Annotated in this window: 16 protein-coding genes; 10 read left to right on the forward strand and 6 right to left on the reverse strand. The window is 67.3% G+C overall.

Annotation, left to right across the window (positions count from 1 at the left end; translation table 11 throughout):
* Positions 1–54 precede the first annotated feature (54 nt).
* Both E3O62_RS13450 and E3O62_RS13455 read right to left on the reverse strand, forming a co-directional pair.
* The gene (locus tag E3O62_RS13450) at positions 55–1,149 is read right to left on the reverse strand and encodes a BMP family protein (RefSeq protein ID WP_134395290.1); all 1,095 of its coding nucleotides are present in this window, start codon (positions 1,147–1,149) and stop codon (positions 55–57) included.
* A 210-nt stretch (positions 1,150–1,359) separates the two neighbouring features.
* Entirely contained in the window at positions 1,360–2,481 is a 1,122-nt protein-coding gene (locus E3O62_RS13455; protein WP_134395264.1) for a mannose-1-phosphate guanylyltransferase, read from the reverse strand.
* A 79-nt stretch (positions 2,482–2,560) separates the two neighbouring features.
* Between E3O62_RS13455 and E3O62_RS13460 the strand changes: the two genes are divergently transcribed.
* The 9 genes from E3O62_RS13460 to E3O62_RS13500 all read left to right on the forward strand — a co-directional run bounded on the left by E3O62_RS13460 (position 2,561) and on the right by E3O62_RS13500 (position 11,395).
* Positions 2,561–3,715, forward strand: a complete 1,155-nt coding sequence (locus E3O62_RS13460) for a glycosyltransferase family 1 protein (RefSeq protein WP_134398845.1) — start codon at positions 2,561–2,563, stop codon at positions 3,713–3,715.
* Between the two features lie 113 nt (positions 3,716–3,828).
* Positions 3,829–4,242 (forward strand): succinate dehydrogenase, cytochrome b556 subunit, encoded by a 414-nt coding sequence (gene sdhC / locus E3O62_RS13465; RefSeq protein WP_134395266.1) that lies wholly within the window; start codon positions 3,829–3,831, stop codon positions 4,240–4,242.
* Positions 4,243–4,255: 13 nt separating this feature from the next.
* Positions 4,256–4,708, forward strand: coding sequence for a succinate dehydrogenase hydrophobic membrane anchor subunit (locus E3O62_RS13470; protein ID WP_104100347.1), 453 nt, complete (start codon positions 4,256–4,258; stop codon positions 4,706–4,708).
* 17 nt (positions 4,709–4,725) lie between these two features.
* A complete protein-coding gene (gene sdhA, locus E3O62_RS13475; protein WP_134395267.1) occupies positions 4,726–6,540 on the forward strand; it encodes a succinate dehydrogenase flavoprotein subunit in 1,815 nt (604 codons plus the stop codon).
* 1 nt (position 6,541) lies between these two features.
* Positions 6,542–7,318 carry a succinate dehydrogenase iron-sulfur subunit gene (locus E3O62_RS13480; protein WP_174720147.1) on the forward strand — a complete coding sequence of 259 codons (777 nt, stop codon included), beginning with the start codon at positions 6,542–6,544 and terminating at the stop codon, positions 7,316–7,318.
* A 97-nt stretch (positions 7,319–7,415) separates the two neighbouring features.
* Positions 7,416–8,516: a YihY/virulence factor BrkB family protein gene (locus E3O62_RS13485; protein ID WP_134398846.1), complete on the forward strand. Its 1,101-nt coding sequence runs from the start codon at positions 7,416–7,418 to the stop codon at positions 8,514–8,516.
* A 9-nt stretch (positions 8,517–8,525) separates the two neighbouring features.
* Positions 8,526–9,452 carry an exodeoxyribonuclease III gene (locus tag E3O62_RS13490; RefSeq protein WP_134398847.1) on the forward strand — a complete coding sequence of 309 codons (927 nt, stop codon included), beginning with the start codon at positions 8,526–8,528 and terminating at the stop codon, positions 9,450–9,452.
* 64 nt (positions 9,453–9,516) lie between these two features.
* Entirely contained in the window at positions 9,517–10,521 is a 1,005-nt protein-coding gene (trpS, locus tag E3O62_RS13495) for a tryptophan--tRNA ligase (RefSeq protein WP_134398848.1), read from the forward strand.
* Positions 10,522–10,609: 88 nt separating this feature from the next.
* The gene (locus E3O62_RS13500) at positions 10,610–11,395 is read left to right on the forward strand and encodes an HAD family hydrolase (protein ID WP_134398849.1); all 786 of its coding nucleotides are present in this window, start codon (positions 10,610–10,612) and stop codon (positions 11,393–11,395) included.
* 549 nt (positions 11,396–11,944) lie between these two features.
* On the opposite strand, the gene E3O62_RS13505 is transcribed toward E3O62_RS13500, so the two are convergent.
* From E3O62_RS13505 to E3O62_RS13520, 4 genes are all read right to left on the reverse strand, one after another.
* Positions 11,945–12,835: an endonuclease domain-containing protein gene (locus E3O62_RS13505; RefSeq protein ID WP_134398850.1), complete on the reverse strand. Its 891-nt coding sequence runs from the start codon at positions 12,833–12,835 to the stop codon at positions 11,945–11,947.
* Positions 12,836–13,178: 343 nt separating this feature from the next.
* The gene (glpK, locus tag E3O62_RS13510) at positions 13,179–14,693 is read right to left on the reverse strand and encodes a glycerol kinase GlpK (protein ID WP_134395273.1); all 1,515 of its coding nucleotides are present in this window, start codon (positions 14,691–14,693) and stop codon (positions 13,179–13,181) included.
* Positions 14,694–14,761: 68 nt separating this feature from the next.
* Entirely contained in the window at positions 14,762–15,526 is a 765-nt protein-coding gene (locus tag E3O62_RS13515; RefSeq protein WP_134395274.1) for an MIP/aquaporin family protein, read from the reverse strand.
* A 246-nt stretch (positions 15,527–15,772) separates the two neighbouring features.
* Positions 15,773–17,527, reverse strand: a complete 1,755-nt coding sequence (locus tag E3O62_RS13520; protein ID WP_174720148.1) for a glycerol-3-phosphate dehydrogenase/oxidase — start codon at positions 17,525–17,527, stop codon at positions 15,773–15,775.
* A 103-nt stretch (positions 17,528–17,630) separates the two neighbouring features.
* Here E3O62_RS13520 and E3O62_RS13525 point away from each other — a divergent pair, with 103 nt between their 5' ends.
* Entirely contained in the window at positions 17,631–18,599 is a 969-nt protein-coding gene (locus tag E3O62_RS13525) for a sugar-binding transcriptional regulator (RefSeq protein ID WP_134395275.1), read from the forward strand.
* Positions 18,600–18,622 lie beyond the last annotated feature (23 nt).

Consider the following 18,622-nt stretch of genomic DNA (forward strand, 5'->3'; position numbering starts at 1 on the left):
GGGAGGCCCGCATGATGCGTGCCTCCCCGACTGCGTCTGAGTGCTGTTTCGGTGCTACTTCGGGGTCGCGGGCGACTCAACCTTGAGAGCGCCGCTGATGATGTCGGCCTTGATGGCCTCGATCTCGGTCATGACCGCGGGGTCGACCTTGGACTCCCAGTCGTGGAGCGGGGCGATGTCGACGCCCTCGTTCTCGAGCGTGCCGACGTAGGGGGTGGACGAGAAGTCGCCCTCAGCGTCGTCGAGGATGATCTGCTCGGTGGCATCCGTCATCTGCTTGAGCACCGAGGTGAGGTACAGCGAAGCGAACTCGGGCGTGGTCTCGAACAGGTCGCTGTCGACACCGATGATGGCGACGTCCTTGCCGGAGTCCTGAATGGCCTGCGCGGTGCCCTGGAAGAGCGGTCCGGCAACCGGGAGGATGATGTCAGCGCCGGCATCGATCAGGGTGGTGCTGAGCGCCTTGCCCTGGTTGATGTCGTCGAAGCCACCGGCGAACAGGCCGGTCTGGGTGGCCTTGTCCCAGCCGCTGACGGTGACGTCGGTGCCCTTCTTCTCGTTGTGGTAGGCGACGCCGTCGACAAAGCCGTCCATGAAGATGGTGACCGACGGGAACTGGAGTCCGCCGTAGGTGCCGACGACTCCGGTCTTGGTGGTGCCCGCGGCCAGGTAGCCGGCCAGGAACGCGGCCTGCGCCGTGTCGTACAGCACCGGCTTCACGTTGTCGAGCGTCAGCGGGCTGAAGTCGTCATTGGAGAGCGCGGAGTCGATCAGCGCGAAGTTGGTGTCGGGAGCGGCCTGGGCGGCATCGCGGGTGGCGTTGGAGAGGGCGAAACCGACGGTGAGGACGAAGTCGCAACCCTGGTCGACCATGCTGGAGACGTTCGGGCCGTACTGGTCTTCCGACTTGGACTCGGCCTGCTGGAATTCGATGCCGAGGTCGTCGGAGGCCTTGGTGATGCCCTCGAAGCTGGACTGGTTGAAGGACTTGTCGTCGAAGCCGCCGAAGTCGGAGACGATGCAGGGCAGGTAGTCGGATTCGGCACCGCCACCAGCGGTTCCCTCATCGGTCGGCGCCGGCGCACAGGCCGCGAGAAGGGCCACGACGCCCAGCGTGGCAAGGCCGCTGAATGCGACCCGTCGTTTCATGATTGTCAAAATGACCTCCAATGGTCGCCCGGCGCGGGTTCGCAAGGGGCTGTATTGGGTTACACGCTATCGAATGATTCTCTGCTCAAAGGAGCAAAACGGGCCCGTGGGCGAAAGGTTATCAAGACGCGATACTGGTCCACGGAAGGCCTGCCGGACGCCCCGGCCGAATCGGGCCCGAAAATGCCCTCGATCGGGGGGTTTATGCCCTTAGAGCACGTCGTTGCTGCCGGACAGCTTCAGCGCGTCGACGACGGCCTTGACCTTCTGCGCGTTGGCGCTGGTAGTGATGAGGAGGGCGTCCGGGGTGTCGACCACGACGATGTCCTCGACGCCGATCAGGGCGATCATGCGCCCGGTGTGGCTGACCACGATCCCGCTCGAGGAGTCGGCAAGCACCCGGGCACCGTCGCCGAGGATGGCGAGATCGCGCTTGCGGCCGTTGGCGTGGATTTTCGCGATCGATGCGAAGTCACCCACGTCGTCCCAGTCGAACTGACCGGGGATCACGGCGAGCTTGCCGCGGGCGGCCGCCGGTTCGGCGACCGAGTAGTCGATCGCGATCTTTTTCAGGCGGGGCCAGACGCGGTCGACCACGGCGCCGCGGCGCGGGGTATCCCAGGCCTCGGCCAGTGCGAGCAGCCCGGCGAGAAGTTCGGGCTCGGACGCCCCGATCTCTTCGAGCAGGCGGTCGGCGCGGGCGATGAACATGCCCGCATTCCAGAAATAAGTGCCGTTGGCCAGGTAGTCCTGGGCGGTGGCAAGGTCGGGCTTCTCCACGAAGGAGTCCACCGACAGCGCGCTGGCGGCGCCTGCAATGTGCAGCGCGCCGGCGGTCTTGATATAGCCGAAGCCGACGGCCGGCTCCGTGGGCTGGATGCCGATGGTGGCGATGTAGCCGGCGTCGGCGGCGCGCACGGCCTCGGCGACCGCCTGGCGGAACAGGTGGTGTCCCTTGATCACGTGGTCGGCGGCGAAGGAGCCGATGATGACGCCCGGTTCGCGTTTCTCCAGAATCGCCGCGGCCAGGCCGATGGCGGCGGTGGACTCGCGCGGCTCGCTTTCGAGCACCACGTTCAGGTCGGCGAGCTCGGGGAGCTGCTCCTCGACGGCGGCGCGGTGCGCGCGGCCGGTGACCACCATGATGCGCTGCTCGCCGGACAGAGGTGCGAGGCGATCCCAGGTGGCCCGGAGCAGGGTCTGGCCGGAGCCGGTCAGGTCGTGCAGGAATTTGGGGGCGTCGGCGCGGGAAAGCGGCCACAGCCGGGATCCGATCCCACCGGCGGGAATCACGCTGTAGAAACGATCGAGTGGTTCCGTGGAAGGCAGCATTCGGCCAGACTACCGCCCGGCCCACGCCGTTCACGGTGCGTTCACCTGCCCGCCGGAGGGCGTGCCTACGCTCACCCTCATGAGGGTTGCACTCATCACCGAAAGTTTTCTGCCTACGGTCAGCGGAGTCACCACGAGCGTGTGCAAGGTGCTCGAACATCTTTCCCGCACGGGCCACGACGCGATGGTCATCGCCCCGGCCGGCGCCCCGGCCGAGTACGCCGGGTTCCCCGTGCACGGTGTTCCCGCGGCACGCTACCGGCAGTTCCCGGTGGGAATGCCCAGCCCGCAGGTGCACCGGCTGCTGGCCGATTTCGCCCCGGACGTGCTGCACGCGGCGTCTCCGTTCCTGCTCGGCGCCCAGGGCATCGCGGCCGCGAACCGGCAGGACGTCCCCAGCGTCGCCGTTTTCCAGACGGATGTCGCCGGTTACGCCCGCCGCAACCGGCTCGGCCCGGCCGCGCAGTCCGCGTGGCGTTTCGTCAAGTGGGTGCACGAGGGAGCCGATCTCACCCTGGCTCCCTCCTCCGCGTCGATGGCGGACCTGCGCCGCGTCGGCCTGCGGCGGCTGGCGCACTGGACCCGCGGCGTCGACCTGGTCGGCTACCACCCCAACCGGAGATCCGACCCGGAGGCGTCGGCGCTGCGGAGCCGGCTGGCCCCGAACGGGGAGGTCGTTGTGGGCTACGTCGGCCGCCTGGCGCCGGAGAAGCAGGTGGAGAGGTTCCGGGCCCTGCGCGGGCTGCCGGGCATCCGCCTCGCCCTCGTCGGCGACGGCCCGTCGCGGCCGGCACTCGAGCGGGAGCTCGCCGGGATGCCGGTGACCTGGCTCGGCCGCCTGGACGGGGCGGATCTCGCCCGGGCCTACGCGAGCTTCGACCTGTTCCTGCACGCGGGCACCGAGGAGACCTTCGGCCAGACCCTGCAGGAGGCGCACGCCGCCGGGCTGCCGGTCGTCGCACCGCGGGCCGGCGGCCCGATCGACCTGGTCAGCCACGGCGAAAACGGCTTCCTCTTCGTTCCGGACGACGAGAGCGACCTGCGCCGCTGCGTCGCCCGGCTGGTTCTGGACCCTGCGTTGCGGCGGCGGATGGGCGAGGCGGGACGCCGGAGCGTGCTCGGTCGATCCTGGGAAAACGTGTGCGGCGCGCTGCTGGCGCATTACGAGCAGGTCGTCGACGAACGAGCCGCCGTTCGCGCCATGGTTGCGGTTCCGCTGTCAATGCAGCGCTAGCCGGACATTCGCGTTTTATCTCGGCACAGAGACACTTATAATTGATTCACGTGCGCACGGCGCATTGTCGGCCTGATTCGTCGAGGCCGTTACTCAGCCAGGGAGGGTTGGTCATGCCAGAGCAGGCAGCGACACTGACATCCCAGCAGAAGACGACATCACGTCGCCCCGCCGGAACCCTGTATCGGGGCCGTGAGGGCATGTGGTCGTGGGTCCTCCACCGCATTACGGGTGTTGCGATCTTCTTCTTCTTGCTGGTTCACATCTTGGACACCGCGCTGGTGCGCGTCAGCCCGGAGGCCTACAACGCGGTCATCAGCAGCTATCAGACGCCGATCATGGGCCTCGGCGAAACCGCGCTCGTCGCGGCCATCGTGTTCCACGCCTTCAACGGGATTCGGATCATCCTGATCGACTTCTGGAACGCCAAGTACCAGAAGGCCATGTTCTACGTCGTGATCGCCCTGTGGGTGGTAACGATGCTCGCCTTCGTGCCGCGCCACCTGATCAACGTGTTCAGCCACTAGAACGGGGAGAGCCATGACATCCACAATCGAAGCTCCCCGCAGCCCCTACTCTCGCGCGCCGCGCTCCCGCGGCGTGAACTGGGAGAAGTGGGGCTGGATCTACATGCGCGTCTCCGGCGTCGTGCTGGTCGTGCTCATCTTCGGCCACCTCTTCGTCAACCTGATGGTCGGCGAGGGCGTCAGCGCCCTCAACTTCGCTTTCGTCGCCGGCAAGCTGACCACCCCGTTCTGGATGGTCTGGGACGTTCTCATGCTCTGGCTCGCCCTGATCCACGGCGGCAACGGCATGCGCACACTGGTCAACGACTACGCCACTCAGCGTCTGACCCGCGGCATCCTGAAGTCCGCCATCCTGGCGGCCGTCGTGATCCTGATCGTGCTCGGCACGCTCGTGGTCTTCACGTTCGATCCCTGCCCGGCCGGTTCGCCCGCCGATCTTCTTCCCTCGTTCTGCTCGGCCATTTAGGAGCTGCAAACACCCATATGACTACGGATGCTTTAACCGCGCCCTCAGAGTCCACCGTCGTCGACGGTGTGCACTACCACAAGTTCGACATCGTCATCGTGGGAGCCGGGGGTGCCGGTATGCGTGCCGCCATCGAAGCCGGCTCCGGCGCCAGCACGGCCGTAATCTCCAAGCTGTACCCGACGCGCTCGCACACGGGTGCGGCGCAGGGCGGGATGGCCGCGGCCCTCGCCAACGTCGAAGAAGACAACTGGGAATGGCACACCTTCGACACAGTCAAGGGTGGCGACTACCTGGTGGATCAGGACGCGGCCGAGATCCTCGCCAAGGAAGCCATCGACGCGGTCATCGACCTCGAGAACATGGGCCTGCCCTTCAACCGAACGCCGGAAGGCAAGATCGACCAGCGCCGGTTCGGCGGCCACACCAGCGACCACGGCAAGGCGCCGGTACGGCGTGCCTGCTACGCCGCCGACCGCACCGGCCACATGATCCTGCAGACGCTCTACCAGAACTGCGTCAAACGCGGCATCAACTTCTTCAACGAGTTCTACGTGCTCGACCTGGTCATGACACCGGTCGACGGGGTCGACCAGCCCTCGGCCGTCGTCGCCTACGACCTGTCCACCGGCGAACTGCACGTCTTTCAGGCGAAGGCGTTCATCTTCGCCACCGGCGGGTTCGGCAAGATCTACAAGACCACCTCCAACGCGCACACCCTGACCGGTGACGGCGTGGGCATCGTGTGGCGCAAGGGCCTGCCGCTCGAGGACATGGAGTTCTTCCAGTTCCACCCGACCGGACTGGCGGGCCTCGGCATCCTGCTTACCGAGGGCGCGCGCGGCGAGGGCGCCATCCTCCGCAACGCGGCCGGCGAACGGTTCATGGAGCGCTACGCGCCCACCATCAAGGACCTCGCCCCGCGGGACATCATCGCCCGTTGCATGGTCAAGGAGGTCGCGGAAGGCCGCGGTGCCGGTCCGAACAAGGACTACCTGTACCTCGACTGCACCCACCTCGGTGCCGAGGTGCTCGAGACCAAGCTGCCCGACATCACCGAGTTCGCCCGCACCTACCTGGGCGTCGACCCGGTCACCGAGCCGGTGCCGGTCATGCCCACCGCGCACTACGCGATGGGCGGCATCCCCACCAACGTGAACGCGGAGGTGCTGCGCAACAACACGACCGTCGTGCCCGGCCTCTACGCGGCCGGCGAATGCGCCTGCGTGTCCGTGCACGGCTCCAACCGCCTCGGCACCAACTCGTTGCTCGACATCAACGTCTTCGGCAAGCGGGCCGGCAACAACGCCGTCGCCTATGTCGCGACGGCCGAGTTCACGCCGCTGCCGACCGACCCGGCCCGGGGTGTGCGGGAGCTGCTGGAGGGCATCCGCACCTCGACCGGAACCGAGCGCATCGCAGTGCTCCGCAAGGAGCTGCAGGAGACGATGGACGCCAAGGCGCAGGTGTTCCGCACCGACGAGTCGCTCTCCGACGTCACCAACGTGATCCACGGCCTGCGCGAGCGGTACAAGAACATCGGCGTGCAGGACAAGGGCCGCCGGTTCAACACCGACCTTCTCGAGGCCGTCGAACTCGGCTTCCTGCTCGACCTGGCCGAGGTCGTCGTGTTCTCCGCACGCAACCGCAAGGAGAGCCGCGGCGGGCACATGCGCGACGACTTCCCCCTGCGCGACGACGCCAACTACCTCGTGCACACCATGGCCTACCTGACCGGAGACCCGCTCTCCGCCGACGCCGCCGACCACATTGCGCTCGACTGGAAGCCGGTCACCATCACGCGCTACCAGCCGATGGAAAGGAAGTACTGAGTTGAGTACCGCAACCGCAACCGCACCGACAACGGCGAGTGCCCCGGTCGTGCCGGAGGAAATCCAGTCCTTCACCGTGACCCTGATCATCCGCCGGTACAACCCGGAGGTCGACGACGAACCGCACTGGGACGACTTCGACGTGCAGATGTACCCGACGGACCGCGTGCTCGACGCTCTGCACAAGATCAAGTGGGAGCAGGACGGCTCACTGAGCTTCCGCCGCTCCTGTGCGCACGGCATCTGCGGCTCGGACGCTATGCGCATCAACGGCCGCAACCGCCTGGCCTGCAAGACCCTGATCAAGGACCTCGACATCACCAAGCCGGTGTACGTGGAGGCGATCAAGGGCCTGCCGCTGGAGAAGGACCTGATCGTGGACATGGAGCCGTTCTTCGAATCGTTCCGTGCCGTGCAGCCGTTCCTGGTGGCGAACAACGCCCCCACCGACGGCAAGGAGCGGATCCAGACCGTCGCCCAGCGCGAACGCTTCGATGACACGACGAAGTGCATCCTCTGCGCCGCATGCACGTCGAGCTGCCCGGTGTTCTGGACCGACGGACAGTACTTCGGTCCGGCCGCGATCGTCAACGCGCACCGCTTCATCTTCGACTCGCGCGACGACAACGCCGCCGTACGCCTCGACATCCTGAATGACAAGGAAGGCGTGTGGCGCTGCCGCACGACCTTCAACTGCACCGAGGCCTGCCCCCGCGGGATCCAGGTCACGCAGGCCATCTCCGAGGTCAAGCAGGCCATGCTCCGCGGCACCGTGTAGCCGGTCCAAACCCTGGCCGGTCTTGTCACGACGTTTCGTCGTGGCGAGACCGGCCTTTCGCTTTCTCCGTCGCCCGGCTGCCGCTTAGGCTGAGCGGGTGAACACTCCCACGGCGATCGACCGGACCAAGACCCTCATCGCGCGGGTCATGCGCTCGCGCCCGGTGCGGGTCTTCACCCGGTTCGGGGAAAGCGGCGGCGGCATCCTGGCCGGCGGCATGTCCTACCAGGCCATCTTCGCGACGTTCGCGGCCCTCTGGCTGACCTTCTCCATCGCGGGACTGTGGATCACGTCCAATCCCGACCTCGAGCTGACGCTCTACTCCTTCATCAACCAGTCCGTCCCCGGGCTGATCGGCGAGGAAGGCGTGATCGACCCGAGCGTCCTCGCCGACGCCAGGGTCTTCGGCTGGTCCGGCGTCATCGCACTGGTCGGCCTGCTCGCGACCGTGCTCGGCTGGCTCTCGACAACGGCGCAGGCGGTGCGCACGATCTTCCGGATGCCGCCCGACAAAACCTTCATCCTCCTCGTCAAGCTACGGGAGCTGGGCCTCGGAGTTTTGTTCGCGGTCGTGCTCGTGCTGTCGGCGTTGATCTCGATCGCGAGCACCGAGGCGCTCGGGGCCCTGTTCGGGCTTGTCGGGGTGTCCCGGGATTCGTTCTGGTTCAACGCCGCCGCACGCGCGGTCGGCCTGCTCCTCGTGCTCCTGATCGACACGATCACCCTCGCCGCACTGTTCCGGGTGCTGTCGCGGGTGCGGATCCCCGTCCGCCAGCTCATCACCGGCTCCATCCTGGGCGCGGTGGGCCTCGGCGTCCTCAAAGTCCTCGGCAGCACGCTGCTCGCCGGCGCCGGCCGCAACCCGCTGCTCGCCGCATTCGCGGTGATCATCGGACTGCTGATCTGGTTCAACCTGACCAGCACCCTGACACTGCTCGCGGCATCCTGGATCGCCGTCGGCATGGACGACGCCGGGTTATCACCACGACGGATCAGCGCGGACGAGGTTGCCACCGAGAAGCGCCGGCAGGAGGAGGAGGCCTTCCGCGTGGTGGTGCAGGCCGAGCTTCGGGAGGCCCGCCTCGCGCACGACACCGCGAGCTGGCCCCGCCGGCTGCTGACGGGACGGCGCCTGCACGCCGCCGAGAAGCGAGCCGCTGGGCTGACGAACGACGGCCCCCGGCCTGAGCCAAAGTAGAATCGAGGAATGCCTTCCGCCTCGACTGCCGCTTCCACCCCGGCCGCGTCCGACCCTGCCTCCTCCGCCGCCTCCGCCGATTCCGCTGTGGTCGCGGCTTCCGCTGGCGAGCGCCTGCGGATTGCCAGCGTGAACGTGAACGGCGTGCGCGCCGCCTTCCGCAAGGGAATGGGCGACTGGCTATCCGAACGCGACGTGGACATCCTCGCCTTCCAGGAGGTGCGTGCCTCGACCGAGGACCTCGAAGGTCTGCTCGGACCGGAATGGAGCATCCTGCACGACGCCGCCACCGCGAAGGGCCGGGCCGGGGTGGCCCTGGCCAGCCGATCGACCGCGGCCATCCACCGGGTCGAGCTCGGCGCCGCCGAATTCGACAGCGCCGGCCGCTGGCTCGAAGCCGACTACGAGGTCAACGGCAAATTGATCACCGTCGTGAGCACCTACGTGCACTCCGGCGAGGTGGGCACCCCGAAGCAGGTCGAGAAGTACACGTTCCTCGACGCCATGCTCGAACGACTGCCCGAGCTCGCCGCACACAGCGACCGGGCCGTCGTGCTCGGTGACCTGAACGTCGGGCACCGCACGTTCGACATCAAGAATTGGCGCGGAAACGTGAAGCGCGCCGGGTTCCTGCCCGAGGAGCGCGCCTACTTCGACCGCATCGTCGGCGCCGAAGACGCCCCGGACTACAACGCCGGGGCCGGACTTGGCTGGGTCGACGTGGGGCGCCGGTGGGCCGGCGAAGTGGACGGGCCGTTCACCTGGTGGTCGTGGCGCGGCCAGGCGTTCGACAACGACACCGGCTGGCGGATCGACTACCAGCTGGCCACAGCGGCGCTCGCGGCATCCGTCACCGGCTACGTCGTCGACCGCGCGGCCGCCTACGACCAGCGCTGGTCCGACCACACCCCCGTGGTCGTCGACTACACCATCTGACCTCCCCTCCATCTCGCGCCTTCGGCCCGGCCGGCGGCCACACGCTACGAAAAGATCTGATCCCATGACCAAGCCCCGCCTCTACTCGGGCATGCAGCCGAGCGCCGATTCCCTGCAGATCGGCAATTACATCGGCGCCCTCCTGAACTGGAAGGCGCTGCAGCAGACCCACGACGCGTACTTCTCCATCGTCGATTTGCACGCCCTGACCGTGGCGCAGGACCCGGTGAAGCTGCGGGAGAACACCCGCCGCACCGCCGCCCAATACATCGCGAGCGGCATCGACCCGTCGGCGTCGACACTGTACGTGCAGTCGCATGTCGCAGCACACGCCCAGCTGGCCTGGGTGCTGAACACCATCACCGGTTTCGGCGAGGCCAGCCGGATGACCCAGTTCAAGGACAAATCCGCCCGGCAGGGATCGGACGCGACGACCGTGGGACTGTTCGCCTACCCGATGCTGATGGCCGCGGACATTCTGCTGTACGACACCGAGATCGTGCCGGTCGGCGAGGACCAGCGTCAGCACGTCGAACTGACCCGCGACCTCGCGGCGCGCTTCAACGCCCGGTTCGGGCAGACGTTCACCGTGCCGGAGGTCGCCATCGTCACGGAGACCGCCAAGATCTACGACCTGCAGAACCCGACGTCGAAGATGTCGAAGTCGGCCGAGTCGCACGCGGGCGTGATCTGGCTGCTCGACGAGCCGGCGGTGACGAATAAGAAGATCATGCGCGCTGTCACGGATGCCGAGGGCGGCGTGGTCTTCGACCGCGAGAACAAGCCGGGCGTGGCCAACCTGCTGACGATCTACTCGGTGCTGGCGGAGCGCTCGGTGGGTTCGATCGAGGACGAGTACGCCGGCCGCGGCTACGGCGACCTGAAAAAGGGTCTCGCCGAGGTGGTCACGGGCACGTTCGGGCCGATCCGGGCGCGCGTTCTCGAGCTGCTCGACGACCCGGCCGAACTCGACCGTCTCCTCGCCCTCAACGCGGACCGGGCGGCGGCGGTGGCCAACGAGACGCTGGCGCGCGCCTACGACCGCGTCGGCCTGCTACCGCGGCGGTAGGGCGGTGGTGTCGATCGTGCTGAGCTCGCTGCCGATGGGGCGGGGCCGGCCCGTTGACGTCGTCGTCGTCGTCGTCGTCGGGTAGCGGATGTCCGCGCCCGGGCCCGCCGTCGTTCTGTTCGACCTCGATGACACCCTGTTCGCCCATCGCGGCGCCGTGGCCGACGGCATCCGCGCCTACCTCGACTCTCTGGGCGGCACTTACACCGACGCCGACCCCGGCAAGGCGCTGGCACTCTGGGACGACCTGGAAGATCGGCATTACCACGCCTACCTCGCCGGCAGTCTGGACTTCGCGGGGCAGCGCCGGGAGCGGGCCCGCGACTTCGCGGCGGCGCACGGCGTGACCCTGACCGGGCCGGCGGCGACGAGCTGGTTCGACGCGTATTTTCTGCACTATCGGGCGAGTTGGCGCCTCCACACCGATGCGCTCCCCTGCCTCGACGCGCTGGCCATCGCCTTTCCGGGCGTGCGGATCGGGCTGATCACCAACGGTGAGTCGACGCCTCAGGGGCACAAACTGGCGGACACCGGGCTCGACGTGCGGGTGGAGCACGTGATCGCATCCGGCAGCCTGGGCTTCGCCAAGCCGGATCCTCGCATCTTCCGGCATGCCTGCACGGTGTTCGGGTCGGAGCCGGAGCAGGCCGTCTACGTGGGCGACCGGCTGCGCACGGACGCGATCGGAGCCGCCGCGGCCGGGCTGACCGGAGTCTGGCTGGACCGAACCGCGGCCGGGGCTGGTGGTGCTGGGGCCGGGGCCGATGTGGCCGAGGCCGCTCGGCTGGGCGTCATCCGGATCGCCAGCCTCGCCGCGCTGCCCGGGGCTCTCGCGGCCCGCAGCCACACCCCACTGACCGCTGGCCCCCGCTGACGGTGCCGCTGGGGTCCCCGCTGACGGTACCGCTGACCGCTGGCCGGCCCCTGTGTGGCCAACTCAGGACATCCGTCGCATGCGTTCCTCTTCGCACCGGAAACACGCGGCTCTGATGCTGCGATCCGGCCGATCTCCTGAGTTAGCCACACGAGGGTGGGTCTCGACCACATGGAGGTCGGGCCCGCGGGCGGGCCGCCCCGCTGCGCGCGCCGCCCGGCCACGCTGACGGCAACGCCGGGCTCGAAGCAGGCACGGGCCCTGCCTGCGTGGCCAACTCAGGACATCCGTCGCATCCGTCCCTATTTACCCCGCAAACACACGGGTCCAATGCTGCGATCCGGCCGATCTCCTGAGTTAGCCACACGAGGGTGGGTCTCAACCGCATGACCGGCAGGTTGGGTGACCGCCGAGCCGGACCCGGCAGCCCCGCGGGATCGGATGTCGGCTTGCCGGGAACCGACTAGNCCGCGGGATCGGATGTCGGCTTGCCGGGAACCGACTAGACCATGAAGGTGCTGGAGCGGATGTCGGCTTGCCGGGAACCGACTAGACGATGAAGGTGCGGTAGTGACTGGTCGACGCCAGAAGGCCGATGATCGCGGCGATGACGCGCTCCGGGTGGTGGATGATGTCCCGGTAGAGCACCCGCAGAGTCAGGTACCCCCGCATGGCGAGGTCGCAGTCGCGGGTGCGGTCCCGCGCGTGCGCCTCCCAGCCGTCGTGAAACTGCCGGCTATCGGCTTCGACCGCTATGCGCCCCTCGACGATCATGTCGACGCGACCGACGCCCCCGATCTCGACCTGGATCTCGACGTCGAAGCCCGCTCCCGTGATCACGAGGCGGAGCACGGTCTCCTGGCCGGATTCGCTGCGACAGTCGATGAGCGGGCGCAGGGACTGCAACTCCGCGGGCAGGGCTGCGAAGATCTGGGCCACGGCCTGCTCCGCAAGCAGTCTCTTATACAAGGCATTATCGAGTGAGGCGATCGCGAATCTCGGCTCCTGGCACCGGAAAACCTGGACCAGCGCATCGGCCAGCCCGATACGGAACTCGGTGCCGCCGCGGGGGTCGAGCAGTTGACCCCAGTGGAGTTCCACACCGTCTCGGTTGTGAGCGTTGAGCTGTTGAAATCGGTCGTGCGGCGCCCTCAACCGGGAAGCGGTGGGGTCGACATGGATGTGCGCGAAGGTGCTGTCCAGGGCGAAGATCCCGGCATTCGCAACCGCGGAGACGCAGGCGAGTCGCCCACCCAGCCGCACCGCTTCGAGGATGTGCGCATCCGTATCGGGAAGCGCATAGTGCCCTCGACGTGCCCTCACCAGATATTCACTCTTCACGGCCGCCCTCAGCACCCGCCAATTGGCGCCGGCGGCGTTCAGCGCCCCGGTTTCGGCGATCTGCACATTGTGCACGCGGAAGTACTCTGCCCAAGTCATGTCGACAGTGTGGACAGCGCGGGTTCTGTCCGCCGCGTCGGCCGCCCACCTGTGGCCTGCTCCGGTCAGCCTGTGCTGTGGAGGACCCGCGGTGGCGCCGCCGACCCGTGGCTAATTCAGGAGAAACGGCTGTGAAGCGAGGGACAAACTGCACCAGTCCGGCATCCTTCGGCGCCGCCGGGGTAGATCTCCTGAGTTAGCCACACACACCACCCACGGGAGCTGCCCACCGGGACGCGCCATGAAGGAACTGGCCGACGGGGCACGGATGCCGAGACCCGGCGGCCAGGTGCGGCCGACGGGTCTCGGTGGGGTGCGTCGTGTGCGGAGGGGGGGGTGAGGGCTAGATCACGTCGGCATCGACCCAGTCCAGGGACTTGGTGACGGCCTTCTTCCAGTTGCGCAGCAGTCGGTCGCGCTCGGCGATGTCCAGGCTCGGCTCCCAACGTGCGTCTTCCTGCCAATTGGACCGCAGCTCGCCGAGGTCGTTCCAGAAACCAACCGCCAGGCCGGCCGCGTAGGCGGCACCGAGGGCGGTCGTCTCCGCCACCACCGGGCGCACGACGGACACGCCGAGGATATCGGCCTGGAACTGCATCAGCAGGTCGTTGGCCGAGGCCCCGCCGTCGACCTTGAGCTCGGTCAGCGGCACACCGGAGTCGGCGTTGACCGCATCCAGCACCTCCCGGGTCTGGTACGCGATCGCCTCGAGTGCGGCGCGGGCGATGTGGCCCTTGTTCACGTAGCGGGTGAGGCCGACCAGGGCGCCACGGGCATCCGCACGCCAGTACGGCGCGAACAGGCCGGAGAAGGCCGGCACGAAGTAGGCGCCGCCGTTGTCCTCGACGGACAGGGCGAGCGCCTCGATCTCCTCGGCCGTGTTGATGATGCCCAGGTTGTCGCGCAGCCACTGCACAAGCGAGCCGGTGACCGCGATGGAGCCCTCCAGGGCATAGTGCGGTTCGGCGTCGCCGAGCTTGTAGCCGAGCGTGGTGAGCAGACCGTTCTTGGAGTGGATGATCTCGGTGCCCGTGTTGAAGATCAGGAAGTTGCCGGTGCCGTAGGTGTTCTTCGCCTCACCCTGGTCGAAGGCCGCCTGACCGAATGTGGCGGCCTGCTGGTCACCCAGGATGCCCGCGATCGGGGTTTCGCGCAGCAGGCTGTGGCCGCTCGCGATGCCGTAGACCTCGGACGAGGAACGGATCTCGGGCAGCATCGACTTGGGCACATCGAACGCCGCGAGGATCTCGTCGTCCCACTGCAAAGTTTTCAGGTCCATGAACATGGTGCGGCTGGCGTTGGTGACGTCCGTCGCGTGCACGCCGTCCTCGAGGCCGCCGGTCAGGTTCCAGAGAACCCAGGTGTCGGTCGTGCCGAACATGAGGTCGCCGGCCTCGGCTTTCTCGCGGGCCCCCTCGACGTTCTCGAGGATCCAGACGATCTTGGTGGCGGAGAAGTAGGTCGCCAGCGGCAGACCGACCTGGGCCTTGAACCGTTCGACGCCTCCGTCGGCGGCGAGCCGATCCACGATGGGCTGGGTGCGGGTGTCCTGCCAGACAATGGCGTTGTAGACGGGGATGCCGGTGTGCCGGTCCCAGACGACGGCGGTCTCGCGCTGGTTGGTGATGCCCACTGCCGCGATGTCGTGGCGGGTCAGGTTGGCCTTGGCCAGAGCCTGGCCGATGACCTCACGGGTGTTGTTCCAGATCTCCATCGGGTCGTGCTCGACCCAGCCGGCCCGGGGGAAGATCTGCTCGTGCTCGAGCTGACCGGTCGAAATGATCGACCCGGCCTTGTCGAAGATGATCGCACGGGAACTGGTGGTTCCCTGGTCGATTGCGATGACGTACTTTGCCATTGTTAACTCCTTTGTCAATGCTGGGTTCACGGTTGTTCAGGAACGAGAAGAGGAGAAGAGCGCGCCGCCTAGGCGAGGATCGGCAGGAGGAACGCGGAGGTCCAGCCGGCCAGCAGGCCACCGATGACGGGACCCACGACGGGCACCCACGAGTAGGCCCAGTCGGAGGAACTCTTGCCCTCGATCGGAAGCAGGAAGTGCGCGATGCGCGGGCCGAGGTCACGGGCGGGGTTGATCGCGTAGCCGGTCGGTCCACCGAGCGAGGTGCCGATCACGATCACGAGCAAGGCCACCGGCAGGGCACCGAGGGCGGCCAGGCCGCCGTTCTCGCCCTGGCGTCCGCCGCCGAACGCGATGACGACGAAAACGAGCACGAAAGTGCCGATGATCTCGGTGACCAGGTTCCAGCCATAGGAACGGATGGCCGGGCCGGTCGCGAACACGCCCAGCTTGCTGGCCGGATCCGGTTCCTGGTCGAAGTGCTGCTTGTAGGCGAGCCAGACGAAGGTGGCACCCAGGATGGCACCGACCATCTGGGCCCCGATGTACGTCGCCACGGACACGGCGTTGACCGGGACACCCGAGCCGAATTCGGTGGCCCCGGACGACACGAGTCCCAGGGTGACGGCGGGGTTCAGGTGAGCGCCCGAGTTATAGGAGACGATCACGCCGGCGAAGACCGCGAGGCCCCAGCCGATGGTGACCATCAGGAATCCGCCGCCGAAGCCCTTGTTCTTGGTCAGGGCGACGTTGGCGACCACCCCGCAGCCCAGCAGGACCAGGAGAGCGGTTCCCACCACTTCCGAGAGAAATACGATACCGAGATTGTCCACGTTGACATCCTTTTAGATCATTGAAATGAAGAAAGCGAAAGAAACGGATAGTAGAAAACCTAGCGACTCGAGACCGCCGATGGTCCTGAGCGTGCTGCACGTTTGTGCAGATCAGCCTGTAAGTCTGTGGGTACGGAGCCGAGCCGGGGCCGAGCCGGAGGTCAGGCTGAGGCAGGCGACCGCAGCGGCCGCCCGTCGAGTAGCCGCGAGCAGTACCTGGCAGCTCCGAGCAGCCCCGAGGAGTCCCTAGACGGCCGTGACGGCCGGCGTCTCCACCGGGGCCAGGTGCACGCCGTACATGTCGAGCAGCGTGTTCGCCGCGGTGTCGACCTCATGCGCGCTCCGGGCGGCGTCCCAGCCGAGAACCGGTGCGAGCACGCCGGCCAGCTCGGTGAGCAGTGGCAGAGTCACTTCGCCGCGGAAAGCGATGCTGGTGCGGCGCAGCAGCAGGTCCATCAGGTGCATGACCGATTCCGCCCGGGCGATGAGCTCGATTTCGCGCCGGGTGTAGCCGGGGTGCTGCGTGAGCGGTGCGTCCGGTTCGGCGGTGAGCCAGGCGATCACCTCGGTGGCGCGCGTGCCGTACCGGGTCAGCAGCACGTCGGCACGCTCGGCGCCGACCTCGTCGCCGTTGGCGGCCACCCAGACCCGGCGTGCGGCATCCGTCGCCGGGAAGTCTCGGCCGCCGCCGATGGGCAGGCCGACCGTCGAGACGGTGCGCGGCACGCCGAGCAGGGTCAGGATGTCACCGCTCAGGTGCTCGGCCAGGGCTCGGAAGGTAGTCCACTTGCCGCCGACCAGGCTCAGCAGGGTGCCGGGCCGGGCGCCGAGCGGGCGCGATTCGATGCGATAGTCGCGCGAGACGAAACCGGGCGCCTCGTCATCGTGGCGGGGCAGCGGGCGCACGCCGGCGAACCGGAACACGATCTGCGACCGGTCGACGGCCACCTTCGGGAAAACGTGGTTGACGAGTTCGAAGAAGTAGTCGACCTCGGCCTCGGTGCAGCGCGCCGGCTGGGTCATGTCGTGCTCGAGGTCGGTCGTGCCGACGAGAACGCGGCCCGCGAGCGGGTAGATCAGCACGATGCGGCCGTCCTTGTGCTCGAAGAAGATCTCGCGACCGCCGGTCGCGGCGAGCAGTTCGGGGTTGTCGAGCACGACGTGCGACCCCTTGGTGCCGCCCATGTAGGTGCTGGCCTGGCCGAGGGCCGTGTTCGTGAGGTCGGTCCACGGTCCGGATGTGTTAACCACGATGTCGGCCTCGAAGCTGAATTCAGCGCCGGTGACCGTGTTGCGCAGACGCACGCCCGCAGCATCCATGCCGACGGCCTCGATGTAGTTGGCGCTGCGGGCATGGGGGCCGGCGGCCAGGCCGTCAGACAGCACATCGAGGGCGAGACGCTCCGGGTCGTGCATGGAGGCGTCGTAGTAGGTGGCCGTGTATTTGAGGCCCGGATTGATCTGCGGCAGCACCGTGAGCGACGCTTTCTTGCCGAGGAACTCGTGCCGGGGCACATTGCCACCGTCGCGGGAGAAGGAGTCGTAGAGCATCATGCCGATCTTGATCAGCAGAGCTCCGCGCTCCTGGGCCGCGCCCTGTTTGTGGGTGAGGAACCGCATCGGCGCCGACATCACTCCGGAGAAGGTGGAGTAGATCGGGATGGTCGTCTTGAGCGGTTTGACGTAATGGGGGGCGATCTTGAGAAGGCTGTTGCGCTCCTCCACCGACTCCTTGACCAAGCGGAATTCGCCGTTCTCGAGGTAGCGCACACCGCCGTGGATCATGTGCGAGGAGGCCGAGGATGCTCCGGAAACGTAGTCGCCCTTGTCGACGATGGCGACGTCCACGCCCTGCAGGGCCAGATCGCGAAAGGTCGCGATGCCGTTGATGCCGGCTCCGATGATGAGAACCTGGGCGCGGGGGCAATCCTGGATGGCGGCCTGGGCGGCGGCGCCACTGGACGTGGCCGGTGCGGAGGAAGACTGATCGGGTGTGGACAGCACTGTTCGCTCACTTCTCTGTGGGGTTTGAGGGGATTGCTTCCACCCTGCTAGGTTCTACACAAACGGTCAAGCGGTTTGAACATATGTGCAAGGAGTCAGAATGACCCATCCGGACGATCCGTCCCTGTCGGACCGAACCAGTGACGCTCTCACGGCGGCCCACCTTTATTACATGCAGGACCTGACCATGGAGGCCATCGCCCGGGAGTTGCACACCTCCCGCTCCTCGGTGTCCCGCCTGCTCAGCCAGGCCAGGACCAGCGGGTTGGTCGACATCCAGATCCGGTCCCCGCTCGACGCGACGAGCCGGGTGGAGAAACTCATCCTGGACCGATTCCAGGTCACCGCGCACGTCGTGCCGGTGCCCGACCACGCCAGTGACGTCGACCGATTGGAGCGGGTGGCCCTCTCGGTTGCACGCATTCTCGGCGAGTTCTTTGATTCGAACATGATCATGGGTATCGCCTGGGGTTCCACCATGAATGCGGTCAGCCGCCACGTGACCCCCAAGCGCACTCACAACGCACAGATCGTGCAGCTGAATGGCGCCGGCAACACGCGCAGCACCGGCCTGGACTACGCCAACGAGATCTTGCAGCGGTTCAGCAACGCGTTCGGCGCCCGCCTGGAACAGTTCCCGGTTCCCACTTTTTTCGACGACCCGGCCACACGCACGGCGTACTGGCGGGAACGCGGCCTGCGCCGGCTCCTGGAGATGCAGCGGAACATGGACGTCGCTCTCTTCAGCGTGGGTTCGCCCTTCTCCAACGTCCCCAGCCACGTCTATGTCGGCGGTTACCTCGACGATGACGAACTCACGGAGCTCAGCGATGCCGGGGTCGTCGGCGACGTCGCGACGGTCTTCTACCGCGCGGACGGATCAACCGACGGCATCCCGCTCAATGATCGCGGCACCGGCCCGGAACTGTCGGTGCTGCGCCGCACCCCCCGGCGCATCTGCGTCGTCTCGGGCAAGTCCAAGGTGGACAGTCTCCGTGGTGCGCTGGCCGCCAACCTGATCACCGACCTGTTCATCGACGAGAGCACCGCCCGGGAACTGTGCGAGTGAAAAGACGCAGGCCCGCCGGCGCC

It is taken from the genome of Cryobacterium sp. TMT2-15-1 (genome assembly GCF_004402345.1).
Lineage (GTDB): Bacteria > Actinomycetota > Actinomycetes > Actinomycetales > Microbacteriaceae > Cryobacterium > Cryobacterium sandaracinum.